16 protein-coding genes, 4 tRNA genes and 1 pseudogene are annotated in these 22,941 nt (G+C 61.8%); 16 read left to right on the forward strand and 5 right to left on the reverse strand.

The window, feature by feature from the left end:
- Positions 1-10: 10 nt before the first annotated feature.
- From PMI20_RS12015 to PMI20_RS12025, 3 genes are all read left to right on the forward strand, one after another.
- Complete coding sequence (locus PMI20_RS12015; protein ID WP_007931599.1) at positions 11-670, forward strand: glutathione S-transferase family protein; 660 nt, start codon at positions 11-13, stop codon at positions 668-670.
- An 8-nt stretch (positions 671-678) separates the two neighbouring features.
- Entirely contained in the window at positions 679-1,485 is an 807-nt protein-coding gene (locus tag PMI20_RS12020) for a DUF4892 domain-containing protein (RefSeq protein ID WP_007931601.1), read from the forward strand.
- Positions 1,486-1,567: 82 nt separating this feature from the next.
- Positions 1,568-2,623 (forward strand): AI-2E family transporter, encoded by a 1,056-nt coding sequence (locus PMI20_RS12025; RefSeq protein ID WP_007931603.1) that lies wholly within the window; start codon positions 1,568-1,570, stop codon positions 2,621-2,623.
- 119 nt (positions 2,624-2,742) lie between these two features.
- Here the strand turns inward: PMI20_RS12025 and PMI20_RS12030 are convergent, their stop codons facing one another.
- Together PMI20_RS12030 and PMI20_RS12035 are read right to left on the reverse strand one after the other, a co-directional pair.
- The gene (locus PMI20_RS12030) at positions 2,743-3,780 is read right to left on the reverse strand and encodes an ATP-binding protein (RefSeq protein WP_007931605.1); all 1,038 of its coding nucleotides are present in this window, start codon (positions 3,778-3,780) and stop codon (positions 2,743-2,745) included.
- Complete coding sequence (locus PMI20_RS12035) at positions 3,780-4,544, reverse strand: response regulator (RefSeq protein ID WP_007931608.1); 765 nt, start codon at positions 4,542-4,544, stop codon at positions 3,780-3,782. Before PMI20_RS12035 ends, PMI20_RS12030 begins: the two co-directional genes overlap by 1 nt.
- Positions 4,545-4,859: 315 nt before the next feature.
- Here PMI20_RS12035 and pyrF point away from each other — a divergent pair, with 315 nt between their 5' ends.
- Complete coding sequence (gene pyrF / locus PMI20_RS12040; protein ID WP_007931610.1) at positions 4,860-5,558, forward strand: orotidine-5'-phosphate decarboxylase; 699 nt, start codon at positions 4,860-4,862, stop codon at positions 5,556-5,558.
- Positions 5,559-5,711: 153 nt separating this feature from the next.
- Here the strand turns inward: pyrF and PMI20_RS12045 are convergent, their stop codons facing one another.
- Positions 5,712-6,713 (reverse strand): NADP-dependent oxidoreductase, encoded by a 1,002-nt coding sequence (locus PMI20_RS12045; protein WP_007931612.1) that lies wholly within the window; start codon positions 6,711-6,713, stop codon positions 5,712-5,714.
- Between the two features lie 233 nt (positions 6,714-6,946).
- Here PMI20_RS12045 and PMI20_RS12050 point away from each other — a divergent pair, with 233 nt between their 5' ends.
- From PMI20_RS12050 to PMI20_RS30950, 3 genes and pseudogenes are all read left to right on the forward strand, one after another.
- Positions 6,947-7,708: an SDR family oxidoreductase gene (locus tag PMI20_RS12050; protein WP_007931614.1), complete on the forward strand. Its 762-nt coding sequence runs from the start codon at positions 6,947-6,949 to the stop codon at positions 7,706-7,708.
- A gap of 363 nt (positions 7,709-8,071) precedes the next feature.
- Positions 8,072-8,968 (forward strand): annotated as a pseudogene (locus tag PMI20_RS30945) (methyl-accepting chemotaxis protein); the annotation flags it as partial.
- 207 nt (positions 8,969-9,175) lie between these two features.
- Positions 9,176-9,880 (forward strand): methyl-accepting chemotaxis protein, encoded by a 705-nt coding sequence (locus tag PMI20_RS30950; RefSeq protein ID WP_371920939.1) that lies wholly within the window; start codon positions 9,176-9,178, stop codon positions 9,878-9,880.
- A gap of 86 nt (positions 9,881-9,966) precedes the next feature.
- Here PMI20_RS30950 and PMI20_RS12060 read toward each other — a convergent pair whose 3' ends face one another.
- Positions 9,967-10,737 (reverse strand): hypothetical protein, encoded by a 771-nt coding sequence (locus PMI20_RS12060; protein WP_007931618.1) that lies wholly within the window; start codon positions 10,735-10,737, stop codon positions 9,967-9,969.
- A 365-nt stretch (positions 10,738-11,102) separates the two neighbouring features.
- Between PMI20_RS12060 and PMI20_RS12065 the strand changes: the two genes are divergently transcribed.
- The 5 genes from PMI20_RS12065 to PMI20_RS12085 all read left to right on the forward strand — a co-directional run bounded on the left by PMI20_RS12065 (position 11,103) and on the right by PMI20_RS12085 (position 13,009).
- A tRNA-Glu gene (locus tag PMI20_RS12065) sits at positions 11,103-11,178 on the forward strand.
- A gap of 2 nt (positions 11,179-11,180) precedes the next feature.
- Positions 11,181-11,256 (forward strand) — tRNA-Gly (locus PMI20_RS12070).
- Positions 11,257-11,360: 104 nt separating this feature from the next.
- Positions 11,361-11,436: transfer RNA gene (locus PMI20_RS12075), tRNA-Glu, on the forward strand.
- Between the two features lie 3 nt (positions 11,437-11,439).
- Positions 11,440-11,515: transfer RNA gene (locus PMI20_RS12080), tRNA-Gly, on the forward strand.
- Between the two features lie 279 nt (positions 11,516-11,794).
- The gene (locus PMI20_RS12085; protein WP_007931621.1) at positions 11,795-13,009 is read left to right on the forward strand and encodes a sugar transporter; all 1,215 of its coding nucleotides are present in this window, start codon (positions 11,795-11,797) and stop codon (positions 13,007-13,009) included.
- A gap of 130 nt (positions 13,010-13,139) precedes the next feature.
- Here the strand turns inward: PMI20_RS12085 and PMI20_RS12090 are convergent, their stop codons facing one another.
- A complete protein-coding gene (locus PMI20_RS12090; RefSeq protein ID WP_007931623.1) occupies positions 13,140-16,502 on the reverse strand; it encodes a GLUG motif-containing protein in 3,363 nt (1,120 codons plus the stop codon).
- Positions 16,503-17,579: 1,077 nt separating this feature from the next.
- On the opposite strand from PMI20_RS12090, the gene PMI20_RS12095 reads away from it, so the two are divergent.
- The 4 genes from PMI20_RS12095 to PMI20_RS12110 all read left to right on the forward strand — a co-directional run bounded on the left by PMI20_RS12095 (position 17,580) and on the right by PMI20_RS12110 (position 22,572).
- On the forward strand, positions 17,580-18,296 hold the full coding sequence (locus PMI20_RS12095; protein WP_007931625.1) for a fimbrial biogenesis chaperone: 717 nt from the start codon (positions 17,580-17,582) through the stop codon (positions 18,294-18,296).
- 108 nt (positions 18,297-18,404) lie between these two features.
- Positions 18,405-18,686, forward strand: a complete 282-nt coding sequence (locus PMI20_RS12100; RefSeq protein ID WP_037035993.1) for a hypothetical protein — start codon at positions 18,405-18,407, stop codon at positions 18,684-18,686.
- Positions 18,687-18,861: 175 nt separating this feature from the next.
- Positions 18,862-19,200 carry a hypothetical protein gene (locus PMI20_RS12105; protein ID WP_007931626.1) on the forward strand — a complete coding sequence of 113 codons (339 nt, stop codon included), beginning with the start codon at positions 18,862-18,864 and terminating at the stop codon, positions 19,198-19,200.
- 495 nt (positions 19,201-19,695) lie between these two features.
- Positions 19,696-22,572 (forward strand): ATP-binding protein, encoded by a 2,877-nt coding sequence (locus PMI20_RS12110; RefSeq protein ID WP_007931627.1) that lies wholly within the window; start codon positions 19,696-19,698, stop codon positions 22,570-22,572.
- Positions 22,573-22,941 lie beyond the last annotated feature (369 nt).

Here is a 22,941-nt window from a genome sequence, read left to right on the forward strand (position 1 = left end):
GGAGACAACCATGATAGATCTCTATACCGCTGCGACCCCGAATGGCCACAAGGTCTCTATCGTGCTCGAGGAACTCGGCCTGCCCTATACGGTGCATGCCCTGAGTTTCGACAAGAAGGAACAAAAGGCTCCAGGCTTTCTCAAGATCAATCCCAATGGCCGGATTCCGGCGATTGTCGACCGCGCCAACGGCGATTTCGCCGTGTTCGAGTCCGGCGCGATTCTCATCTACCTGGCTGAACTCAGCGGGCAACTGCTGCCCAGCGATCCCCAGGGCCGTTCCCGGGTGATCCAGTGGCTGATGTTCCAGATGGGCGGCATCGGCCCGATGCAGGGCCAGGCCAACGTGTTCTTCCGTTATTTTCCGGAAAAGCTCCAGGGCGCCATCGATCGTTACCAGCATGAAACCCGGCGCCTGTACGAGGTGCTCGACAGCCGCTTGCAGGAGGTCGAGTTCCTTGCCGGCGACTACAGCATTGCCGATATCGCCACCTTTCCCTGGGTGCGCGGCCATGAATGGTCCGGGGTTTCGGTGGACGGCCTGGCGGCCCTGCAACGCTGGATGGCGACCCTCGAGGCGCGGCCGGCGGTGCAGCGCGGGTTGCTGGTCCCGCAACGCACCGATGACGCCAGTGTCATCAAGGGCGCCCAGGCCATGCTGATCCGATGAGAGCACCCATGCGTTTATTCAGTGTCCTGCTGTTGTCCGCTGTCAGCCCCTTGCTGTTCGCCGCCGATTTGCCCGGCAGCCATGACTTGCCGATCGTGCCGCGCATGCCTGACGCGCAGATCGTCGACTATCGTCCGGCGGCCGAGATGGAGCGGATCTACCCCATGGGCTCGATCCGCAAGATCAGCGGCCAGCTGCGTTTCGATGGCCAGGTCGGCGCTCGTGGCACCACGACTTCGGTGACCTACGAGTTGCCGCCGGAGCATTCCTCGACCGCGGCCTTTACCGCCGCCCGCGAAGCCTTGCAGGGGCAGGGCGCCGAACTGTTGTTCTGGTGCCAGGCCCGCGATTGCGGGGAAAGCAGCCTGTGGGCCAACGAGGTGTTCGGCAACGCCAAGCTGTATGGCGCCGATGCCCAGCAGGCGTACCTGCTGTTGCGCCTGGCCGCACCCAACGACAATTCGCTGGTGGCCCTGTACAGCATTACCCGCGGCAACCGCCGGGCGTACCTGCATGTCGAGCAATTCGACGCCAGCACCCCCCTGGGCGAGTTGTTGCCGACCTCGGCCACCCTGTTGCGCCAGCTCAAGGACACCGGCGAGCTGGACCTGCCCAAGCTCGGCGGCGAGCCCCAGCCGACCTGGCTGACCTTGCTGTCGCGCGGGTTGAACCTCGATACCACCTTGCGGGTCAGTGTTTCCGGGCCGAATGCCGAAGCCTGGCGCCAGGCCCTGATCGGCCAGGGCGTGCGGGCGGCACGCATGGAAAGCGGCAGCAGCGAGGCCCCTGGCCTGCGTCTTGAGCTGCTGCGCTGAACCGCTGCATTGAACGGGCTTGGGCGAACGGGCATCCACCGTTCGCCTACGCTTGGTGAGTTGACCTTTCTCGAGATCCCAAATGCTCAATAATGATCGCCTGTTGGTGCAGATCCTGCTTCTGGTGCTGTTCGGCGCCAGTTTCTGGGTCATGGCGCCGTTCTGGTCCGCGTTGTTCTGGGGGGCGGTCCTGGCGTTTGCCAGCTGGCCGCTGATGCGCCTGCTGACCCGCTGGCTCAATGGACGCGAGGCCCTGGCCGCGGCCGTGCTGACCCTGGGCTGGATGCTGCTGGTGGCGGCGCCGCTGGTCTGGCTCGGCTTCAACCTGGCCGACCATGTGCGTGACGCCACCGCCTTTATCAAGGATGTGCAGGTCGATGGCCTGCCCGCAGCGCCGAGCTGGCTGGCCGGCGTGCCCTTCGTCGGTGAACGGCTTGTGGGGCTGTGGAACAGCATCGACCAGCAGGGCGCGGCGATGATGCTGGCGATCAAGCCCTATCTGGGGCAGGTCGGCAACTGGTTGCTGGCCCGCAGCGCGCAGATCGGTGGCGGGATCCTCGAGCTGACCCTGAGCATCGTCTTCGTATTTTTCTTCTATCGTGACGGGCCGCGCCTGGCGGCGTTCGTCCACGGGCTGCTGGAGCGCCTGATCGGCGACCGCGCCGGCTACTACATCGAGCTGGTGGCCGGTACGGTGCAGCGGGTGGTCAACGGTGTGATCGGCACCGCCGCGGCCCAGGCAGTCCTGGCCCTGATCGGGTTCCTGATCGCCGGCGTGCCGGGTGCGCTGGTGCTGGGGATCGTCACCTTCCTGCTCAGCCTGATTCCCATGGGCCCACCGTTGGTATGGATTCCGGCCACCGCCTGGCTGGCCTGGAAGGGCGAATATGGGATGGCGGTATTCCTCGGTATCTGGGGCACCTTCATCATCAGTGGCGTCGACAACGTGCTCAAGCCCTACCTGATCAGCCGCGGCGGCAACCTGCCGCTGGTGATCGTGCTGCTCGGGGTCTTCGGCGGGCTGATCGCGTTCGGCTTCATCGGCCTGTTCATCGGCCCGACCCTGCTGGCTGTGGCCTACAGCCTGTTGACCGACTGGAGCTCGAGCCAGGCGCGGGGCGAAGACAAGCGCCTGTAGCCGCTGCTCGGCAGCGGCTACAGCGGTACGGTGGTGGCTGATGATCAGGCGGCGACGTCAACGCCGCCGGGGGCAAGGTTCGTGGACGGGAGCCGGGTACCGCCCGGCACACGGGCGACTCAGACGCGGGGCAGGCGCACCACGGTGGTCAGGCCGCCACCGGGGGTTTCTTCCAGGTGCAGTTGCCCGCCCAGGCGTTCGGCGGCCTCGCGGGCGATGGTCATGCCCAGGCCGACGCCGCCGGAATTGCGGTTGCGCGAGCCTTCCAGCCGGTAGAAGGGTTCGAACACGGCTTCGCGCTGGTCTTCGGCGATGCCCGGGCCATGGTCGATGACCCGGATCAGCACCTGCTCGCGGCTGTCCTGCAGGCTGATGCGGGCATGCCCGGCATAGCGCAGGGCGTTGTCCAGCAGGTTGTTCAGGCAGGAACGCAACGCCATCGGCTGCACCTGCAGGGGCGCGCAATGGCCGTCGGTCTGCACGTCGGCGCCCTGGTCCTGGGCGTTTTCACAGAGCGATTCCACCAGCGCCTGCACATCCATCCACTGCAGGGCCTCGCTGGTGCGCTGTTCGTGCAGGTAGCTCAGGGTCGCGTCGAGCATGCTGATCATGTCGTCGAGGTCCTGGCGCATCTGGCCCTGCAGCTTGTTGTCTGCGATCTGTTCCAGGCGCAACTTGAGGCGCGACAGCGGCGTGCGCAGGTCGTGGGAGACCGCGCCGAGCATGCGCCCGCGTTGCTTGACCTGCTCCTGGATGCGCCGTTGCATCAGGTTGAAGGTGTGGGCCGCCTGCCGCGCTTCCCGTGGGCCGGACTCGTCCAGTGGCGGGCTGTCGAGGTCTTCGCTGAGGCGCTCGGCGGCATCGCTCAGGCGCTGGATCGGCCGGGTCAACAGCTTGGCGCCGTACCAGGCGGCGATGATCAGCGAGATGAACTGGAAGGTCAGCGGCACGATCGGGCCGCCGAACCAGGGACGTGGTGGCCGCGGCTCGAAACGCCCGCCGCCGGGCTGTGGCTGGCCGCTGAATTCGCTGGCCGGCGGGCGCGGAGGCGGGCCGTAGAGACGGAACCAGAAGAAGGCGAGCAGGTGGGCGAGCACGATCGCGATCAGCAGCACCCCGAACAGGCGGCCGAACAGCGTATCGAAGCGCCCACGCATCAGCCGATGTCTCGGGCGTCGAACAGGTAGCCTTCGCCGCGCACGGTCTTGATCAACTGCGGCGATTTCGGGTCGTCGCCAAGCTTCTGCCGCAGGCGCGAGACCAGCAGGTCGATACTGCGATCGAAGGCTTCGATGGAGCGGCCACGGGCGGCGTCCAGCAACTGTTCGCGGCTCAGGACCCGGCGCGGGCGTTCGATGAACACCCAGAGCAGGCGGAATTCGGCGTTGGACAGCGGTACGACAAGACCGTCGGCGGAGATCAGCTGGCGCAGCACGCTGTTCAGGCGCCAGTTGTCGAAGCGGATATTGGCCCGCTGCTCGGTGCGGTCGTCGCGAACCCGGCGCAGGATGGTCTGGATCCGCGCCACCAGTTCCCGGGGCTCGAAGGGCTTGGCCATGTAGTCGTCGGCCCCCAGTTCCAGGCCGATGATCCGGTCGGTGGGTTCGCAGCGGGCGGTGAGCATCAGGATCGGGATGTCCGACTCGGTGCGCAGCCAGCGGCACAGGGACAGGCCATCCTCGCCGGGCAGCATCAGGTCGAGCACCACCACGTCGAAGTGTTCCGCCTGCAAGGCCTGGCGCATCGCCGCGCCGTCGGTCACGCCGGTGGCGTGGATATTGAAGCGGGCCAGGTAGTCGATCAGCAGTTCGCGGATCGGTACATCGTCGTCGACGATCAGCGCCCGGGTGTTCCAGCGCTTGTCGTCACCCGTGCCAGGTGCTTTCTGATCGTCATTGAGGGGAGCTGGAATGTTGTGCATGCGTGCGATCGTCTGCCAGGTAGGCTGCCAACCACAAAGATGGGCGGCGAGGTGGTGGCTTCAGCATAGGCGTCCGGCCCTGGGGCTGGAAGTGCTGTTCGGGAGTGTTGCGGCTGGCGAGGGTAGCCGGGCGGGTTGTTGCCGGCGTGTCGGGAGTGTATCGGGCTCGACACAATTGTCGCCAGGGTCGGGCATTTGCACGGTTTTATCGATACGGGAGCTGCCGTTGGCGATGAATTACCGATCATCGGGTCCCGGAGCGTCGTCGCTTGCGCTACAATCCGCGCCGATTTCGACTTGCCTGAGAGCCCCTTCATGTCCGCTTGCCAGACTCCTATCATCGTCGCCCTGGACTTTCCCACCCGTGACGCCGCACTGAAACTGGCTGATCAGCTGGACCCCAAGCTGTGCCGGGTCAAAGTCGGCAAGGAACTGTTCACCAGTTGCGCTTCGGAAATCGTCGGCACCCTGCGCGACAAGGGTTTTGAAGTCTTCCTCGACCTGAAATTCCATGACATCCCCAACACCACCGCGATGGCCGTCAAGGCCGCCGCGGAGATGGGCGTATGGATGGTCAATGTGCACTGCTCCGGCGGCTTGCGCATGATGGCGGCCTGCCGCGAAGTGCTGGACCAGCGCAGCGGCCCGAAACCGCTGCTGATCGGCGTGACCGTGCTGACCAGCATGGAGCGTGAAGACCTGGCCGGCATCGGCCTGGATATCGAGCCGCAGGAGCAGGTGCTGCGTCTGGCCGCCCTGGCGGAAAAGGCCGGCATGGACGGCCTGGTCTGTTCGGCCCTGGAAGCCCAGGCGCTGAAGGCCGCGCACCCGTCGCTGCAACTGGTGACCCCGGGGATCCGTCCGGCAGGCAGCGCCCAGGACGACCAGCGGCGCATCCTCACCCCGCGCCAGGCGCTGGATGCCGGTTCCGACTATCTGGTGATCGGCCGTCCGATCAGTCAGGCGGCGGATCCGGCCAAGGCCCTGGCGGCCGTGGTGGCCGAGCTGGCCTGAATCCGGCAGCGGAGTGCTGGCTGTCGGCGATAGTGCAAGCGCGCTTCGCGCTATCGCGAGCAAGCTCGCTCCTACAGAGAGTGCATAGGCCCTTGTAGGAGCGAGCTTGCTCGCGAAACGATCGTACAGACAGCCTGATTCAAAGAGCCACGTTCAAACCTTCAGCACCAGCTTGCCGAAGTTCTCGCCGCTGAACAGCTTCATCAGCGTTTCCGGGAAGGTCTCCAGTCCCTCGACTATATCCTCCTTGCTCTTGAGCTGCCCCTTGGCCATCCAGCCGGCCATTTCCTGCCCGGCGGCGGCGAACTGGGCCGCATAGTCCATCACCACAAAACCTTCCATGCGCGCGCGATTGACCAGCAACGACAGGTAGTTGGCCGGGCCCTTGACCGCCTCCTTGTTGTACTGGCTGATGGCGCCGCAGATCACCACCCGGGCCTTGAAGTTCAGGCGACTGAGCACCGCATCGAGGATGTCGCCGCCGACGTTATCGAAATACACGTCGACGCCTTTCGGGCATTCGCGCTTGAGGCCGGCATGGACGTCTTCGCTCTTGTAGTCGATGGCCCCGTCGAAGCCCAGTTCGTCGATCAGGAACTTGCATTTGTCCTGGCCGCCGGCGATGCCGACCACCCGACAGCCTTTGATCTTGGCGATCTGCCCGGCAATGCTGCCCACCGCACCGGCCGCGCCCGACAGCACCACGGTTTCACCGGCTTTTGGCGCACCGACGTCCAGCAGGGCGAAATAGGCGGTCATGCCGGTCATGCCCAGGGCCGACAGATAGCGCGGCAGCGGCGCCAGTTTCGGATCGACCTTGTAGAAGCCGCGCGGCTCGCCGAGGAAATAGTCCTGCACGCCCAGGGCGCCATTGACGTAGTCGCCGACGGCGAAGCCGGGGTTGTTCGAGGCGATCACCTGGCCCACGCCCAGGGCGCGCATCACTTCACCGATGCCCACCGGCGGGATGTAGGACTTGCCTTCGTTCATCCAGCCGCGCATGGCCGGGTCGAGGGACAGGTACTCATTCTTCACCAGGATCTGCCCCGCCGCGGGTTCGCCGACGGGAACCTGCTGGTAGGTGAAGGTTTCGCGGGTCGCCGCGCCCACCGGGCGTTTGGCGAGCAGAAACTGGCGATTGGTCTGGGTGGTCATGGCAGGCACTCAAGGATCGATGGAACCCTAGTTGATAGACCTTCAGCCCTGGTGCCGCAAGGTTTGCCGCTGTAGCGAATAGGGGGCGATCCAGAGGCGTGATGGTGGTATGGCAGCCTTCATCACCATTGCGGATAAGTGGGCAACCGGCCCTCTGATAGTGCTGCCGCGTGCTCGTTGCCTGTGCCTAGACTGGGCGAATCCGATCCATGCATTCCATCGAGGGCATCACCATGAGCATGACGTTTTCCGGCCAGGTCGTTTTGGTCACCGGCGCAGCGGCGGGTATTGGCCGGGCCACGGCCCTGGCGTTCGCCACGCAGGGGCTGAAAGTAGTGGCGGCCGACCTCGACGTCGCCGGTGGCGAGGGCACGGTGCAATTGATTCGCGCCGCCGGTGGCGAAGCACTGTTCGTGCGCTGCAACGTTACCGACGAGGCGGATGTGCAGAACCTGATGGCGCAGGTGGTAAGCAGCTACGGCCGTCTCGACTATGCCTTCAACAATGCCGGGATCGAAATCGAGAAGGGCAAGCTGGCGGACGGCACCCTGGACGAGTTCGACGCGATCATGGGAGTCAACGTCAAGGGCGTCTGGCTGTGCATGAAGCACCAGTTGCCGCTGATGCTCGCCCAGGGCGGCGGGGCCATCGTCAATACCGCATCGGTGGCCGGCCTCGGCGCGGCGCCGAAGATGAGCATCTATGCCGCCTCCAAGCATGCGGTAATCGGCCTGACCAAGTCGGCGGCCATCGAGTATGCGAAGAAGAAAATCCGGGTTAACGCGGTGTGCCCGGCGGTGATCGACACCGATATGTTCCGCCGCGCCTACGAGGCCGATCCGAAGAAAGCCGAATTCGCCGCGGCCATGCACCCGGTTGGGCGGATCGGCAAGGTCGAGGAAATCGCCAGCGCGGTGCTGTATCTGTGCAGCGACGGCGCGGCCTTCACCACCGGCCATGCGCTGGCGGTAGACGGTGGCGCCACCGCCATCTGACGCTCGCCTGCCTTAGGGACGGCCCTGGTGACCAAGCGTTGCCAGGGTTGTACCGGATCGACCTCGACCATTCTGAAAACGACCTTAACGTAGCTTTTTGCCATTATTCCGACGCCAGAGACTTGTGCTCCAGTGCAGCCCGTTGCGAACCTGCAAAACTGGACAATGGCCCTGTTGCCATTGGGGACTGGAAGGGGACTGAGCGCAATGAATTCGGGCACGAACGGACGTTTTGCCAACCTCGGCATGGCGAAAAAACTGGGTGTCGGCTTCACCCTGGTGCTGCTGCTGACGGCGCTGGTGGCCGCCATCGGCGTCTGGTCCCTGCAGACCATCAGCCAGCGCTTCGAGGGCCTCAAGCAGATGTCGTCACTCAACAGCGGCTTGCTCAAGGTCCGCCTGCTCGAGCAGAACTATGCCTTGCACGGTGACGCCAAAACCGCGGACGCCTTGCACGAGGGCGTCGGCGCCTTGCTGGCCCTGGCGGCGCAGCTCAAGGAGCGTTCGGCGGCGAATGTGCCGGTGATGACCGATGTCGAGCAGGCGCTGGGGGCTTACCGCAAGGCCTTCGACGAGTTCGTCGAGCTGACCCAGGCCAAGGACCTGGCGCTGGAAATGGCCAGTTGGTCAGTGTCCAGCGTGGCCAACAACCTCGACGTGCTGCAGGCCGGCCTGGCCGACGACGGTACCTATAGCCTCAAGGAGTCCGCCGGCAAGGAGGGCAGCGAGTTCGTCGAGCAGGCCAATCAGGTCAGCCAGGTTTCGCGCTTGATGCTGCAAGCCATGAACGAAGCCCGGGTGCGCCTGGACCAGAGCCGCAAGGGCGAGGAAGAGGTCGAGCAGGGCAAGATCGAACAGGCCGACCAGGCCCTGGCCCAGGCCGAGCAGCTCAAGACCCTGGTCAAGGACGCCGGTTATCAGACGGTGCTCAACGAAGTGGTCGGGCATATCGGTGGTTTCAGCGAGAAGCTCGCCGAATACACCGGCTTGCTGGCGCAGGAGAAAAAGGTCTATCAGCAACTGCACGAGCGCGCCGCGCAGGTGATGGAGCGGGTCGACCAGGCGTACGGTGCGCAGGATCAGTCGATGCAGGCGGAGCTGAAAAAGAACTCGCTGTTGATCGTCGCGTCTTCGGCCCTGGCGTTGTTGGTGGGCGTGTTGGCGGCCTGGATCATTACCCGTTTGATCGTCACCCCGCTGCGCAGCGTGATGCGCGTGGCGCAGCAGATCGCCGCCGGTGACCTGAGCGCGACGGTGGAGGTGACGCGCCGGGACGAAATTGGCCAGTTGATGCTGGCGATGCAACAGATGGGCAGCGGCCTGAGCGGTATTGTCAGCGGCCTGCAGGCAGGCATCGAACAGTTGGCCAGCTCGGCCCAGTCGCTGTCGGCGGTGACCGAACAGACCAATCTGGAAGTCAGCAGCCAGAAGGAAGAAACCGAGCAGGTGGCGACGGCGATGAACCAGATGACCGCCACCGTGCACGACGTCGCGCGCAACGCCGAAGAAGCCGCGCAGGCGGCGCAGACCGCCGACGACAAGGTGGAAAGTGGCCAGCAGGTGGTGCGCCAGAGTATGCAGCGCATCGAACAGCTGGCGGATTCGGCCACCAGCGCCAGCTCCAGCATTGAAAGCCTCAGCGCCGAGATCCAGAACATCGGCACCGTGCTCAGCGTGATCAAGAGTGTCGCCGAGCAGACCAACCTGTTGGCGCTGAACGCGGCCATCGAAGCGGCGCGTGCCGGCGAGCAGGGCAGGGGCTTCGCGGTGGTCGCCGACGAAGTGCGGGCCCTGGCCAAGCGCACTCAGCAATCCACCGAGGAGATCGAACGCTTGGTCAGTGCCCTGCGTTCGGCGGCGCAGTCCTCGGTGCAGCAGATCCAGAGCAGCGGCGAACTGGTCAAGCTGGCGGTCAGCGATGCGCTGCAGACCGAAAGCGCGCTGGGCAGCATCGCCACGGCGGTGTCGCTGATTCAGCAGATGAACCAGCAGATCGCCGCGGCCGCCGAGCAACAAAGCTCGGTCGCCGAAGAGATCAACCGCAGCGTCACCAGTATTCGCGCCAGCGCCGATCAGTCGTCACTGGCCATGCAGGGCAATGCGGCGTCGAGCATCGAGCTGGCGCAGTTGGGGGCGGAGTTGAAGGGGATGGTCGGGCATTTCCGGTTGTAATGCCGCAGGTGCTTGCTACAGGCTGCGCCGCCAGGGGCGCAGCCTTTAGGCCGTGCCGCGCGTATTGCTCGCGCGGCTGTTGCCGGTCAGTCGTAAATGGCTTTCTTCTTCCAGTCGGCGTCGGCTTCGACGACCTTCAGGCCTTCGGTCAATTGGTTGACCTCGCCTTCGACCGGCTGGGTGTTGGTCAGCACCATCGCGTTGGAGCGGGCCAGGAGTTTTTCCAGGTACTCCAGTTGTTCCCGATAGACCGCCGGGTCCGGCTGCTTGCGCAGGTATTGCACACCGCGCTCGAACGCCAGGCGCGCCTGGCCGGGTTGTTCCTGCTGCAGGGCGTACTGGCCGAGGTTGTTGAAGAACTCAATGTGCAGCAGCACCAGGATGTGGCGGATTTCCCGGATCCAGTGCTTGGCTTCGTTGGTCGGCAGGAAGCCGTCCTGGGCGGCGCGAGTCACCTGGCCATGCAGGGCTTCCAGAAGAAAGCGCACGTCCTTGGCCTTGGCTTCGGTCTGGATCGGGCAGGGCGGGTTGTTGACCGGAATCGATTCGCCCTGGCCGACCAGCGCGTTCAACTCGGCGATACGCGCCTTGAGCGCGGCATCGGATTTGTTCAGGTTCAACAGACGCTGAACAACGTTGAGCTCCAGGCGGGTCATCAGCAACTTGAGCCCTGGCGACATGAACTGGCCGGGGAAGGTCTCGGTGATTTCGCCGCAGCGGCGCAGGCGGTCATTGAGTTCGACCTTGGTACGGGCCTTTTCCAGTTTATTGTTTTCCACCACATGGTTCATGTAGCCAATGGCGATCAATATTACGATCCCGGCTACTACTAGCAGGGTGATCATGAGTGGTGTCACCGTGTAAGACCTCTTTCTGGGGTTCGCGTACGAGTGGCGAGTGTAGTGACTTAGCCTTGGGGCGCCTAGCGCAGGTCGACGAGCAGAAACAGGCCGATTCTCTGCTTATATAGGAAATGTCTGGCTGGTTTCATATTGCCATTACCTAAGGATGTGGACTATAGCGTCTTGTCGAGTGTCAGAATATAGGCGTCAAGGCACAGGCTGCACAAATGCCCGAAAGGGCTCGCAAACCACCCCGAAGTCATTGATTTAAATAAATTTATATCAGGGGGTTGACGACCCTCCAATCCATCCATAGAATGCGCGCCACTTGCAGCGTAAAGCACACAGCGAAACGCGGCAGGGAGTGAATGTTGTAGTGTGTCCCCTTCGTCTAGTGGCCTAGGACACCGCCCTTTCACGGCGGTAACAGGGGTTCGAGTCCCCTAGGGGACGCCAATGCGGGAATAGCTCAGTTGGTAGAGCACGACCTTGCCAAGGTCGGGGTCGCGAGTTCGAGTCTCGTTTCCCGCTCCAGTTTTAAACGGCACTGCTTTCGGGCGGGGCTGAGTGAAACCAGAACCAAGTCTTCGGAGGCGGATCTGGACACCGAAACACACACCATGTGTTCCGGGTAGCGTGTCCCCTTCGTCTAGTGGCCTAGGACACCGCCCTTTCACGGCGGTAACAGGGGTTCGAGTCCCCTAGGGGACGCCATTTGCGGGAATAGCTCAGTTGGTAGAGCACGACCTTGCCAAGGTCGGGGTCGCGAGTTCGAGTCTCGTTTCCCGCTCCAAACATAGAGCTACAGATTATCAAAGGTCTGTAGCTCATCGAAAAAGGGTCCCATTCGGGACCCTTTTTTCGTTTCCGTCGGCAGTGGCCGCGTTTCGGTCCGTTGCTCCTCTGTAGTGCGGGATGACGCTGCTTTCCCCTTGTCCTGTACGCTGGTGCAGATCCTGTTCGGCGCCTGCATGCTCCTGACCGTGCGCTCAGTCTTTGTGAGTAGGCGTTTGGCACAGGGTTTGCGAAGGTCTGGGCCTGATTGACCATCGACAGAGTGGTGCACCTTTAAATGAGTATCTCCGTGGCGACAACTAAGGGTAATTGGCGGGCGGTCATCGCACTGACGTTGGCGGCCTTTGTGTTCAACACCACGGAGTTCGTCCCCGTCGGGCTATTGAGTTCGATCGGCAGCAGCTTCGACCTGTCGACGGCCCGGGTCGGTCTGATGCTCACTCTCTATGCCTGGATAGTGTCCCTGACTTCGCTGCCGGTCATGTTGCTGACGCGCAACGTCGAGCGACGCAAGCTGTTGCTCGTGCTGTTCGGGATGTTTATCGCCAGTCACATCCTGTCGGGGCTGGCCACGAGTTTCGGCATGCTGTTGCTGAGCCGGGTCGGTGTGGCCTTGTCCCATGCGCTGTTCTGGTCCATTACCGCGTCCCTGGCGGTGCGTCTGGCGCCACCGGGAAAACAGGTCCAGGCCCTGGGCTTGCTGGCCACCGGTACTTCCTTGGCGATGGTGCTGGGTATTCCCCTCGGCAGGTTGCTGGGCGAGGCCATGGGCTGGCGGACCACCTTTATCGTGATTGCTGGCCTGGCTACCGCGCTGGTGTTCTGGCTGGCCAGGAGCCTGCCGTTGTTGCCCAGTCAGAACTCGGGGTCTCTCAGAAGCCTGCCGGTGCTGTTCAAGCGGCCTGCGCTGATGGCGCTCTATGTGCTGACGGCCCTGGTGGTCACCGCGCAGTTCACGGCTTATAGCTACATCGAGCCTTTCATCAAGGTGGTGGCCGGCTTGAGTGGCGATGTGGTGACCCTCATCCTGCTGCTGTTCGGTGGCGCCGGTATCTTCGGCTCGCTGTTGTTCAGCAGGTTTCACCGCTACAGCCCGCAGCGCTTTCTGCTGGTGACGGTGGCGTTGCTCATTCTGTGCCTGGCATTGCTGTTGCCGTTGAGCGGTGAAGTCTCGTATCTGGGCGGGCTCAGCCTGATCTGGGGGATGGCGATCATGGGCTTCGGGCTGGCACTGCAGTCCAGGGTCCTGGTGCTCGCTCCGGACGCTACCGATGTGGCAATGGCGCTGTTTTCGGGGATCTACAATATCGGCATCGGTGGCGGCGCGCTGCTTGGCAGCTGGGTAGGGGGCCGGCTCGGGTTCGCCTATATCGGCTTGGCCGGCGGCTTGCTGGCGACCTTGGCGTTGCTGCTCTACTGCGCATCCATCTACCGCCTGACCCGGCCCAGCGTTCCGGGCGCCGACGGGGCTGAGGTCGCGACAGAGAAGTAGAGCGCTGGAGCAGGTCGCCGAGAGGCGTCAGGAAAAAAGAGGGGGCAATGATTCGGCTGAATCATTGCCCCCTCTTTTCAATCGGACAACAAGCCCTGCCTCCCTATGACGGGGGGCAGAGCTTCAGCTCTCAGAACTGCAGGCCAACCTGCGGCACCTTGGTCGCTTCACCAAAGACGCTGTTGCTGGATTGCTGGTCCGAATTGAAGTTGATGCCGACCAGGCCACCGTAGAACTGTCCGGAGGCGTGGGAACCATCGATCTTGCCGCCTGCCGATGACAGGCGCAGCGTACCGAAGTTCATCCCCGCCAGCCCGCCCAGACGCGCGCCGTAACCGCCGCTGACGTTACTGGTGGTTTTGGAGTTGCTGATCTCCCCTTCATTCATCCCGGCCAAGCCACCCACACTGCTATAGCGACCGCCGTTGACCGAACCTTTGGCGGAGGAGTTGGCGACCTTGCCCTGCTGTCTGCCAACCAGGCCGCCGACCTGGCTATCGTCACCGCCGTTCACCGTGGCGGATGCCGAGGCGTTGGTGATGTCGCTGTCTTGGTTGTAACCGACCAGGCCACCAACCTGGCTATTGTTGCCGCTGCTCACCGTGCCGGATGCGGAGGCGTTGATGATACGGCCATCCTGGCTGTGGCCCACCAGGCCGCCGACCTGGCTATTGTCGCCGGCGGTCACCAGGACGGCTGCCGAGGCGTTGGTGATATCGGTATTTTTGCTGTAGCCGACCAGGCCACCGCTCTGGCTAGCGTTGCCGGCGGTCACTGTGGCAGATACTGATGAGTTGGTGATACTGCTAGCCAGGCTATAGCCCACGAGGCCACCGATAAGGGCGTCATTGCCGCCGGTAACGGACAGGGAGGTGGAGGACGCGTTGGCGATGGAGGACTTTTCGTTGTAGCCGATCAGCCCGCCGATATTGGCCTTGCTATCGCCTTTCACCGTGCCGGCCACCGTTACATTATCGATACGGCTGTTCTGGTTGTAGCCAATCAGGCCACCCACATTGCTACCGTACAGACCGGACACATTGCCTTTGGCCGAGCTGTTGCTGATCGAGCCATTCTGGTTCGTGCCGATCAGGCCGCCGACATTGGCATTCCTGCCGCCTTTCACCGCGCCGGAGAACAACGCGTTATCGACGCGGCCGCCCTGGTTATGGCCAATCAGGCCGCCCACATTTCTGCTGTACAGGTCGGACACGTTGTTGCTGGCAGAGCTGTTGGCAATCGAACCACCCTGATTCTTGCCTACCAGGCCGCCGATCGCTTCCGTGCCATTGCCGGTTACGTCGCCGCTGGCGTGAGAGTTGGCCAGCGAACCCTGGTTGGAGCCGACCAGGCCACCGATGTTCAGGTTGGCGCCGGCGAGGTCGATCGTGCCGGTGCTGGAGGCATTGGCGATGACTCCGCGGTTCGAACCCACCAGTCCACCCGCGCCTCTGGAGCCAGAATTCATCTGCCCCCTGAGGGCGATATTGGCATGGCTATTGGTGATTTTTGCCACGCCACCTGTGCTGGAGACGTTTTCGCCCACCAGGCCACCCATTGCAAAGGTGTACTGGTTGCCGATCACCAGGCCGCTGGCCGAGGAGTTGGCGATGTCGCCGTTCAGGTTGAGCGCGACCAGGCCACCCAGCGAGTTCAGATGAGAGGCTCCGGTCACCCGTACGTCCTTGGCCTTGACGTTGCGGATGCTACCCATGTTCACCGCGGCCAGGGTGCCGACCTGGGTGTTGTAGTAGGTGGAATAAGCACCACTGGCTGAAATGCGTTCGAGGTTCAGGTTGCTGATCTGTCCCAGATTGGTACCGAACAGCCCGACAAAGGCGGTGCTGCTATAGAGCGACAGGTCGCTGATGGTATTGCCCAGGCCATCGAGCTTGCCGGTGAAGGAGCGACCTTCGCCAAGCGTCCTGAAGCTGCCTTGGCCGGTGATCCGGTTACCCAGTACATAGCGGCCATTCATGTTGTTTTCGATATCGCGCAACTGCTTCAGGTTCTGCACCACCTGGTAGGACTCGCCGTTGGCGCTGAAGCGGGCATCCGCACCGGAGAGGGTGACGCTCTTGTCATCCTTGAGGCTGTGGCCGTTTTTGGAGTTCAGCTCCAGGCTCGCTCCCGTTCCGGTCAGCGCGACATCGTCATTCAGGCGAATGCCTCCCTGCGCGGCATTCAGGGCCAGGGCCGCGCCGTTGCCGGTGGCGCTCAATGCCGCGTTCACCTGGATGTCGCCGCGCTCGGCGGTCAGGCCGAGCTTGTTGCCGCTGTTCCAGGACAGCGCCTTGTTGACCGACAGATTGCCCTTGCTGTTCAGTTCGACATTGGTCCGGGCCAGGTTCTGGGCCAGGGTATCGGCGTGCAGGGTAGGACCGGTATTGCCGCCACGCATGCCGTTCTCTGCCTTGGAAACACTCACCTCGTCCGTGCTGATCTTCCAGGTGCCGGTGGTGCCCTGGTCGGCGTGCGTATCCACTTGCGCAGCCAGTTGGACCTCGACCCGGGCGCCGCGGTTTTCCACCACGCCACCGTTGCCCTGGCCGCCCAGGGCGCTGGCGTCCTGGCGTCCGGCCACCTGGACGATGCCGTTGTCGCCACCGTCCAGGACAATCTTGCCGGCCTTGTTCTGCAAGGTCTTGGCCTCGATCACGCCCTGGTTGCTCACCACGTTTTTCAGCAGGCTGCTGGCGCTGCTGGCGGTCATCAACACCTGGCCGCCGTCGGCCTTGAGCAGGCCACCGTTCTGCACCAGGGCATCCACCGCGGCACCGTTCACCTGCAGGTTGAGCAGGCCGTTGCCGTCGAAGTTGACGCTGAAGTCCTTGCCCGCGCCCAGTGCGACACTGCCCATCTGCGCCTGGATTACCCCGCTGTTGCTGACCTGGGCACCTAGCAACGCGACGCTGCCGCCCTCGTTGGCGGTGATCTGGCCGGCGTTGCTCACGGCAGAGCTGGAGTTCCCGGTAAAGCGGTAAGTGCCGTCGAGGAAATCCTTGTCACTGATGTTCTGGGTGGAGGCCACCAGGCCGCCGACGTTGACCTGGGCGGACTTGCCGAAGACCACGCCATTGGGGTTGATCAGGAACACTTTGCCGTTGGCATTGATACGGCCCTGGATATCGCTGCCATTGGTGCCGAGTACCCGGTTGAGGGCGATCGATTGGCTACCGGGCTGGTGGAAGCTGACGCTTTCGTCGCCAGCGACGCTGAACTCGTTCCAGTTGGTGATCAGTTTGTTGCTTTGTTGGTCGATGGTCATGTGTTTGCCGTCGACCGTGGTATGGAGGCCGGCGTCGCCCGCGACTATCGCCGCTCCGTTCGGCAAGGCAAAGGCCGGAGCCTGGGCCAGCAGGCCCAGCAGCGAGAAGCCGGCGGCGATCACGACCTTGAGGCGACTGGATTTGCCTCGGCGCCGGGTTCCTTCGCTGGCGACGTTCCAGCAACCAGTGGCCTGGTTCCAGATCAGTGCATAGCTTTTGTTCATGGTGCGTCCTCTATATGAATACTCTGCTGATCCCCCCAGCAGAACGGGTACAACGGATGCGGGGCAGGCGCCAAGGCGATCACGCAAAGCCGGGGCGCCATTTCCTCCATGCGGGAGGGAAGTTGTTTGTCTCAAGCCGCGCTTGATTTCATGGGCTTCCAAGCAAGGGAGCCCCATGATTTTTTTTGTCAGATGAGACCTGCCACATAACGTCTAAAAAGTGGCTATTCGACTGTTTCGAATGACTATCTGATTTTGCGGGAGAGTTGATTTCGAGCCTGTACGCGCCAGCGTTGAGGGCTGGAGTTATTTGCATGTAAATGCCTGGTTGCTCAGAGGGGTCTATTAATTAACAAAAGGAAATAAAATAAAAAACCAGAACTTTCTTAACTGGTGTACGGCACTTTCCTAGTTGAAGTAAGACAGCAAGCTATTGCGCTCGTCATATTGAAGTCCTTACAGCCTGATGCCCGATGGCGTGGCAGAATCAGAAGCGCGATTCCTTGGGGAGACCGCCGCTTTCTCCGCTTTGGGAGGTATCTAAAAATCAGCGGGCCAAGGCTTTAAGCCTGCCTGGCAGGCCTTCTCGATCGTCGAGCCTGGGCAGTTCGGGTTGCGGTGCTTTTGTTCTGTGAGAGGGGTTTCTAAGTTAAAACCAGGATGTAAGCCGACAGGGTTGATACTTCATTCATGTCGGAAAATATCAGATCCATGACGGCATGAAATTTTGAATGTCAGGGCTAATAGAAATACCTTCGATCTGGAGCTTATGGATCGAAAACACTTGTTTTTAGAAAACACTGATGCGCAGACAGGTATCCAGCAATATGGGCTCTGAGGATGATTGCTTATTCTGTTCGCTCTTTTCGGCTTTCGCATAGTGAGTGAGCATTTTGTTCCCTTTAGGAATCGTCCTACTGATTACGACGCCTATCTAATGTAGTTTTCCTGCCTCCTGACTTTCTCGAACGTCACGAATACCCACACGGTTTGCCTCGTCGAGTCCATCGATGTTTTTGCATGACACGCAACAACGGGGTTCTGTTCTTCGACGCATACCGAGGTAGAGAATTTACCGTGAAGACTCCAGTCATCGCCGGATTGATTCTGGCCAGCTTCGCCCTGTTTTTGCCTGCTTGTTCCCAGGCTGGCATCAACCTGGAAAACACCCGTGTGGTGCTTGCGGCGCCGAGCAAGGAAGCGTCCCTGGTGATCAAGAACAGCGCGACCGAGGACTTGATGTTCCAGGCCTGGGTCGAGTCGGCCGACAAGAGCGAGGATGTGCCTTTCGCCATCACCCCGGTGCTCAAGCGCCTGGCTGGCGAACAGCAGCAGGTGTTGCGCATCCTCTACAGCGGCAAGGGCCTGCCGACCGACAAGGAGTCGGTGTACTGGCTGAACGTACGGGAGGTTCCGCAAAAGTCCCGGGAGGAAAATACCCTGCAAATCGCCGTGCAGCAGCGCCTCAAACTGTTCTACCGGCCGGCCGGGCTACCGGGAAAGGTCGCGGAGGCCCCCCAGCAACTGAAGTGGCGCCTGCTTGCCAAAGACGGCAAACCCTATCTGGAGGTGACCAACCCGTCGGCTTTCCACCTGTCTTTTGCCGCGATCACGTTGCGGATGGGAAACAAGAGTTTTACCGCGCCGATCGATATGGTCGCGCCGGCCGCGACTTCCCGGGTCGAGATGGCGGACCTGCCGAACGGCGTCCAGGCCCACGACCTCAAGGTTGAATTCGAAGTCATTGGCGATTACGGCGGAATCCTCAAATACGACGGTGTTATCTCTAGCTGAGGCTTGGCGTCTTTTATTAGTGGCGACGAGAACTTTCTCGCTAACTTTCTTTGCTCATCATCGATTTGTACCCAGGTACTTAATGGGGCGCGGGAAGGAACTTTACATATGGGAAAACTGATCTTTATCTTGATGTTTTTATCCAGCCTATTTGCTCGGAATGCGCTTGCGGCGAATTGCTCATTGCCCAATGGTTCTCCGCTGATAAAGGACATCATTCTCCCTGCTCAAACCCTGATCAAGGCTGCCTCCATTGGACAGGGGATTGCTAGACATCGGGTAACGAACCTCTGGAGTGGTGGGGGAATGGTTATATGCAGCGGCTTAGAGACCATTTCTATTACGGTGGATACTGCACTGACCCCATCGGCCACTTCCGAAGGTGTATGAGACGGGCATCAAAGGTGTTGGGGTCAAATTCTGTTTGGCGCTGTCGGAAGTTAATAACGACACTTGGTGTGTCCCATATTCTTGGACGCCCGATTGGGGGAGTCCAATTCTTCCCAAGTTTATGGATGTTGTATTTGTTCGCACCGGTCGCGGCGTGGCATCAGGAAATGCGCCGATGAAATTCGGCATAACCTGGGCAAGGGGGAATGTATCCGTTCAGATCCGATCACAAGGCACTACCGAACTGGTCAACGATGTGTTTTTCGCCGGATGCGAATCGGTAGGGGCGGCGGTCAATGTACCGATGGGTAAACAGACCATCGAAAATATTGCCAAGGGTAGCGTCAGAGAGGTGCCGTTCAACTTCGATGTCCGTTGTGATGGTTTGAAACCTAATACAAAGGTTCCGGTAAAAGTCTACTTCGAAGGTAGCTCCCAGGCCGATGGCATGCTCAAGCTTTCCAAGCTGGGCCAGGCGGGTGTCGCGCCGGGGGGGCATTTCCCTGGTCAATAACAAGGGCGTCAAGTTGCCGTTCGATATTGCCAGGTCCGTCGCCCTCGATTGGAATAGAGAGGTGGCGGGGGGCTCTATTTACCGGTTCTCCGGCAGCGCCAAATACGTTCCGACAGGTGGCGAGATAAAACCGGGCAAGGGCGATGCGACCATGAGCTTCGTTCTCAACTACAACTGATCGTCATCGGTGGCGGGCACATATTCTTCTGCTCGACGACCTGTTGCCTGCCCCGATCGGATGGCTATCGCGAGCCAGTTGCTGTCCAGCCTTCCCGAGTCCATCAGAGCACAAGGGCGCGCATAGTCGAGAAAGGCTTTCGCCGCTCGATGTCACAACCGCCGGCGCCCGGCTAGAATACCGACGGATCACTCTTGATCCATCCCCCATTGCCACAGATCAAAGCGGCACTCTCCATAAGAGGGTGACGCTGTTGCTCGTGGGACAACGGCCCATTTGCGCAGGTTGCCGGGGTTCGATTCACAGGAAGGTATTCCATGATTCCAGCGTGTTGTCGGATGGTCGCTCTCTGCCTGTTACTTGTTCTGTCACCCGCCCTGGTCGCACAGGAGCCCGATATTTCCCTCGTCTCAAGGGTGGCAGTGACCAGCCGGCCATGGCTGAGTGAAGTAGACCGGCAGTGGCTGGCAAGCAGAGGCCCACTCACGATCGGAGTGGCATTGCCCGACTATCCGCCGCTGGGCATGCTTGACGTCAATCGTTTCCAGGGCATCACCGCGGATTACCTCGCCCTGTTGTTCGAGATCCCCCCCAAGGTCCGTCAATTCCCTTCCAGGCAGGCGGCGCTGGACGCGCTGCACAATGGTGAGATTGACCTGGTCGGCGGTGGCTCCGCGATGGATGCCGAGAATAACGGTCTGCTACTGACCCAGGCCTATGAACCGAACCAACCGGTGCTGGTGACAGCCGAACGCCATCCTTACGACCCACAGGCACCCGGCACCCGGCTGGGGGTGTTTGCCGGCTACCGTGTCGAGGAAAAGGTCTCCGCGGTTTATCCGTACAGCCAGATCCTGCCATTCGCCTCGCCGCTGCGCGCGCTCGAGGCGTTGAGCCTGGGAGAGGTCGATGGGGTGATCGATGATGCGGTATCGGCCCACTATCTGATCAACATCAACTACCTGCTGGACCTGCACATCGAAAACTTCGCGCCGGTGGAAAGCCGTGGTTTCGGCTTCCTGGTGCGCGCCTCCGATACTCGCCTGCATGCCGTGATCGAACGAGCCCTTCCGACCATTCGCTCACGGCATAGCGAAAGTATTCTGCGCAATTGGAGTGCGGGGAGCAGCCTGCGCCTGACTCAGCAGCGCGTGACGCTGACGCCCGCCGAGAACCGTTGGCTGACCGCCCATCCGGAAATCCCGGTGACTGTCCATGACTCTCTCGGCGCCCTGGGACAATTGGACAACAGTGGGCAGGTGCGGGGTATCGGCCCCGACTATCTCAAGTTGCTCAGCCAGCGCAGCGGCCTGACGTTCCGCCCTGTCCGCGCGCAGAACTATGCCGAGATGAACGCGCAGATAACCGAGGGCAAGACCCTGATGACCTCGGTTACGTCTGCCGACACCGACACCGAGGCCTATATGGATATCCTTCTTCCTTATCTGAGGAGCTCGGTGGTACTGATGGCCGGACCCAAGGCAGCCCGTACCCAGGGCAGTCCTTTTCATAGCCTGAATGACCTGCAAGGCAAGCGCCTGGCCAGCGTGCCGGGTTATTTCGTCAATCAGATCATCCAGCAGAACTATCCGGATATCCGCTTACAGATCTATCCCAACTTTCTGGAGGCCATGCGCAGTGTCGACGACGGGCGTAGCGACGCGTTCATCGGCAGTGACTACACCGGTCGTTTCCTGTCCGCCCAGCGTTTCAACAACCGCTTGCGCGTAATCGGCATTCTCGACGAGTTCTCCCGACCGGTCAGCCTTGGGGTGCTGAAGGGGCAGGAAGAACTGCGCAGCATCCTGGAGAAGGCCCAGGTGGCGATCACCCCAGAGGAAGTGGCGGACATCGTGGAGCAGTGGGAGCCGCGTATTTCTACCTTGGGCAGCCATTTCTGGCGGGATCATCGCAGCAATATCCTCCGGCTTGGCGGTGTCTTCGGCTTGCTGGTCCTGTTGTCGCTGATCTGGGGTTTCTACCTGACCCGGCAGGTGCGCAAGACCCGCCAGGCCGAAGGTGAGCTGGCGCTGGCGCGACAGAAGGCCGAAGCGGCCAACGAGGCCAAGAGCATCTTTTTGTCCACCATGAGCCATGAGATCCGTACCCCGCTGAACGCCATTATCGGCCTGCAGGAAGTGGTGCAGCAGAAGGCCGAACGGGGCGAACTGGACCTGACGTCGCTGGCCGTCGCGCAGGAGGCGGCACAGGGGCTGCTGCTGTTGCTCGGCAATGTGCTCGACCTGAACCGGATCGAGTCCGGGATGATCGACTCGGCGCCCGAGGCGGTGCAGCTCAAGGCCCAGATCGAAGCGATCGCGCCCCTGGTGGTCGGCATGGCGCGACAGAAGCAGCTGGCGTTCGAGATGCGCTTCACCGGCGACATGGAACAATGGGTGCTGATCGACCCGCTGCATTTGAAACAGGTGCTGTTCAACCTGCTGAGCAATGCCATCAAGTTCACCGAGAGGGGCCGGGTGACGCTGCATGCCTCGGGCAGCCGGGAGGCAGAACATCTGCACCTGTTGCTGGAGGTCATCGACAGCGGTATCGGCATCTCGGAGCAGGACCAGGCCAGATTGTTCCAGCCATTCTCCCAGGTCAGTTCGGCTCAGGCCGGGCAAACCTTTGGCAGTGGGCTGGGGCTGAACATCACCCGGCGGCTGGTCGAACTCATGGGCGGCACTATCGTCCTGAGCAGCGAACCGGATATAGGCTCCTGCTTCAGCGTGACCCTGCAACTGCCTCTGGCCGAGGCGCCTGCCGAAGCCGCGGCAGAAGTACCGCAGACGAGCACGGAGCCGCTTTCGCTGAATATCCTCGTTGCTGAGGACAATGCGTTCAGCCGGCTGACGCTGGAAGAGCAATTGCTGGTTCTGGGGCATCGCGTGACGCTGGTCGAGGATGGGCAGGCGGCGTGGGAAGCCTGGCTGGCCGCCGAGTACGATGTGTTGATCACCGACAGCCAGATGCCACGCCTGGGCGGCTATGACTTGACCGTGCGCATCCGCCAGATGGAGCGCGAGAAGGGGCGCCGGCGCTGCTGGATCCTGGGGGCGACCGCCAGTGCCGAGGACGCGGAAATCCAGCGCTGCCTGGCCGCCGGGATGGATGAGGTGGTGTTCAAGCCCCTGACCCAGCAGGTGCTGAGGCAGGCCCTGGAGAATACTCTACGAGCCCCTGCGCGGGCTTGAGCACGACGAACCGGTCACCAGGACAGATCCCATCCCGGATAATCGCGGTGCTGACTGAGCGGGCCGGACGCACTCAGCGCCGGCTTTCCCAACATCGCGCTGGCCTGTATGGCCCCCGCCTGAGTATCTCCCCGCTTCAAGTTGATATGCCGTTGCGCCGTTCACCCAGGGCGGCCATGGCAAGATAAATCCTAGAGAAATTTAAGATTCGGCTGATTTACGTCTGACCTGGGCTCCACTCACTCTTTAGCGCATTCGAGCCGCGTTCCGCCCACCACCCTGCCTACAGTCCCCAACCACGCGTGGCATTCCTCTCACAGAGAGCAGCCGTGGACAGCGAAGCCGCTCCCCTGAAACCTTCCTGCTCGA

The sequence above is a fragment of the Pseudomonas sp. GM17 genome (assembly GCF_000282175.2).
Taxonomy (GTDB): Bacteria; Pseudomonadota; Gammaproteobacteria; order Pseudomonadales; family Pseudomonadaceae; genus Aquipseudomonas; species Aquipseudomonas chlororaphis.

What these genes read in the sequence shown, in the direction of transcription:
- PMI20_RS12015 (WP_007931599.1), top strand. Translation starts at nt 11, where the DNA reads ATGATAGATCTCTATACCGCTGCGACCCCGAATGGCCACAAGGTCTCT.
- PMI20_RS12020 (WP_007931601.1), top strand. Translation starts at nt 679, where the DNA reads ATGCGTTTATTCAGTGTCCTGCTGTTGTCCGCTGTCAGCCCCTTGCTG.
- PMI20_RS12025 (WP_007931603.1), top strand. Translation starts at nt 1,568, where the DNA reads ATGCTCAATAATGATCGCCTGTTGGTGCAGATCCTGCTTCTGGTGCTG.
- PMI20_RS12030 (WP_007931605.1), bottom strand. Translation starts at nt 3,780, where the DNA reads ATGCGTGGGCGCTTCGATACGCTGTTCGGCCGCCTGTTCGGGGTGCTG.
- PMI20_RS12035 (WP_007931608.1), bottom strand. Translation starts at nt 4,544, where the DNA reads ATGCACAACATTCCAGCTCCCCTCAATGACGATCAGAAAGCACCTGGC.
- pyrF (WP_007931610.1), top strand. Translation starts at nt 4,860, where the DNA reads ATGTCCGCTTGCCAGACTCCTATCATCGTCGCCCTGGACTTTCCCACC.
- PMI20_RS12045 (WP_007931612.1), bottom strand. Translation starts at nt 6,713, where the DNA reads ATGACCACCCAGACCAATCGCCAGTTTCTGCTCGCCAAACGCCCGGTG.
- PMI20_RS12050 (WP_007931614.1), top strand. Translation starts at nt 6,947, where the DNA reads ATGAGCATGACGTTTTCCGGCCAGGTCGTTTTGGTCACCGGCGCAGCG.
- PMI20_RS30950 (WP_371920939.1), top strand. Translation starts at nt 9,176, where the DNA reads ATGACCGCCACCGTGCACGACGTCGCGCGCAACGCCGAAGAAGCCGCG.
- PMI20_RS12085 (WP_007931621.1), top strand. Translation starts at nt 11,795, where the DNA reads ATGAGTATCTCCGTGGCGACAACTAAGGGTAATTGGCGGGCGGTCATC.
- PMI20_RS12090 (WP_007931623.1), bottom strand. Translation starts at nt 16,502, where the DNA reads ATGAACAAAAGCTATGCACTGATCTGGAACCAGGCCACTGGTTGCTGG.
- PMI20_RS12100 (WP_037035993.1), top strand. Translation starts at nt 18,405, where the DNA reads ATGGGAAAACTGATCTTTATCTTGATGTTTTTATCCAGCCTATTTGCT.
- PMI20_RS12105 (WP_007931626.1), top strand. Translation starts at nt 18,862, where the DNA reads ATGAAATTCGGCATAACCTGGGCAAGGGGGAATGTATCCGTTCAGATC.
- PMI20_RS12110 (WP_007931627.1), top strand. Translation starts at nt 19,696, where the DNA reads ATGATTCCAGCGTGTTGTCGGATGGTCGCTCTCTGCCTGTTACTTGTT.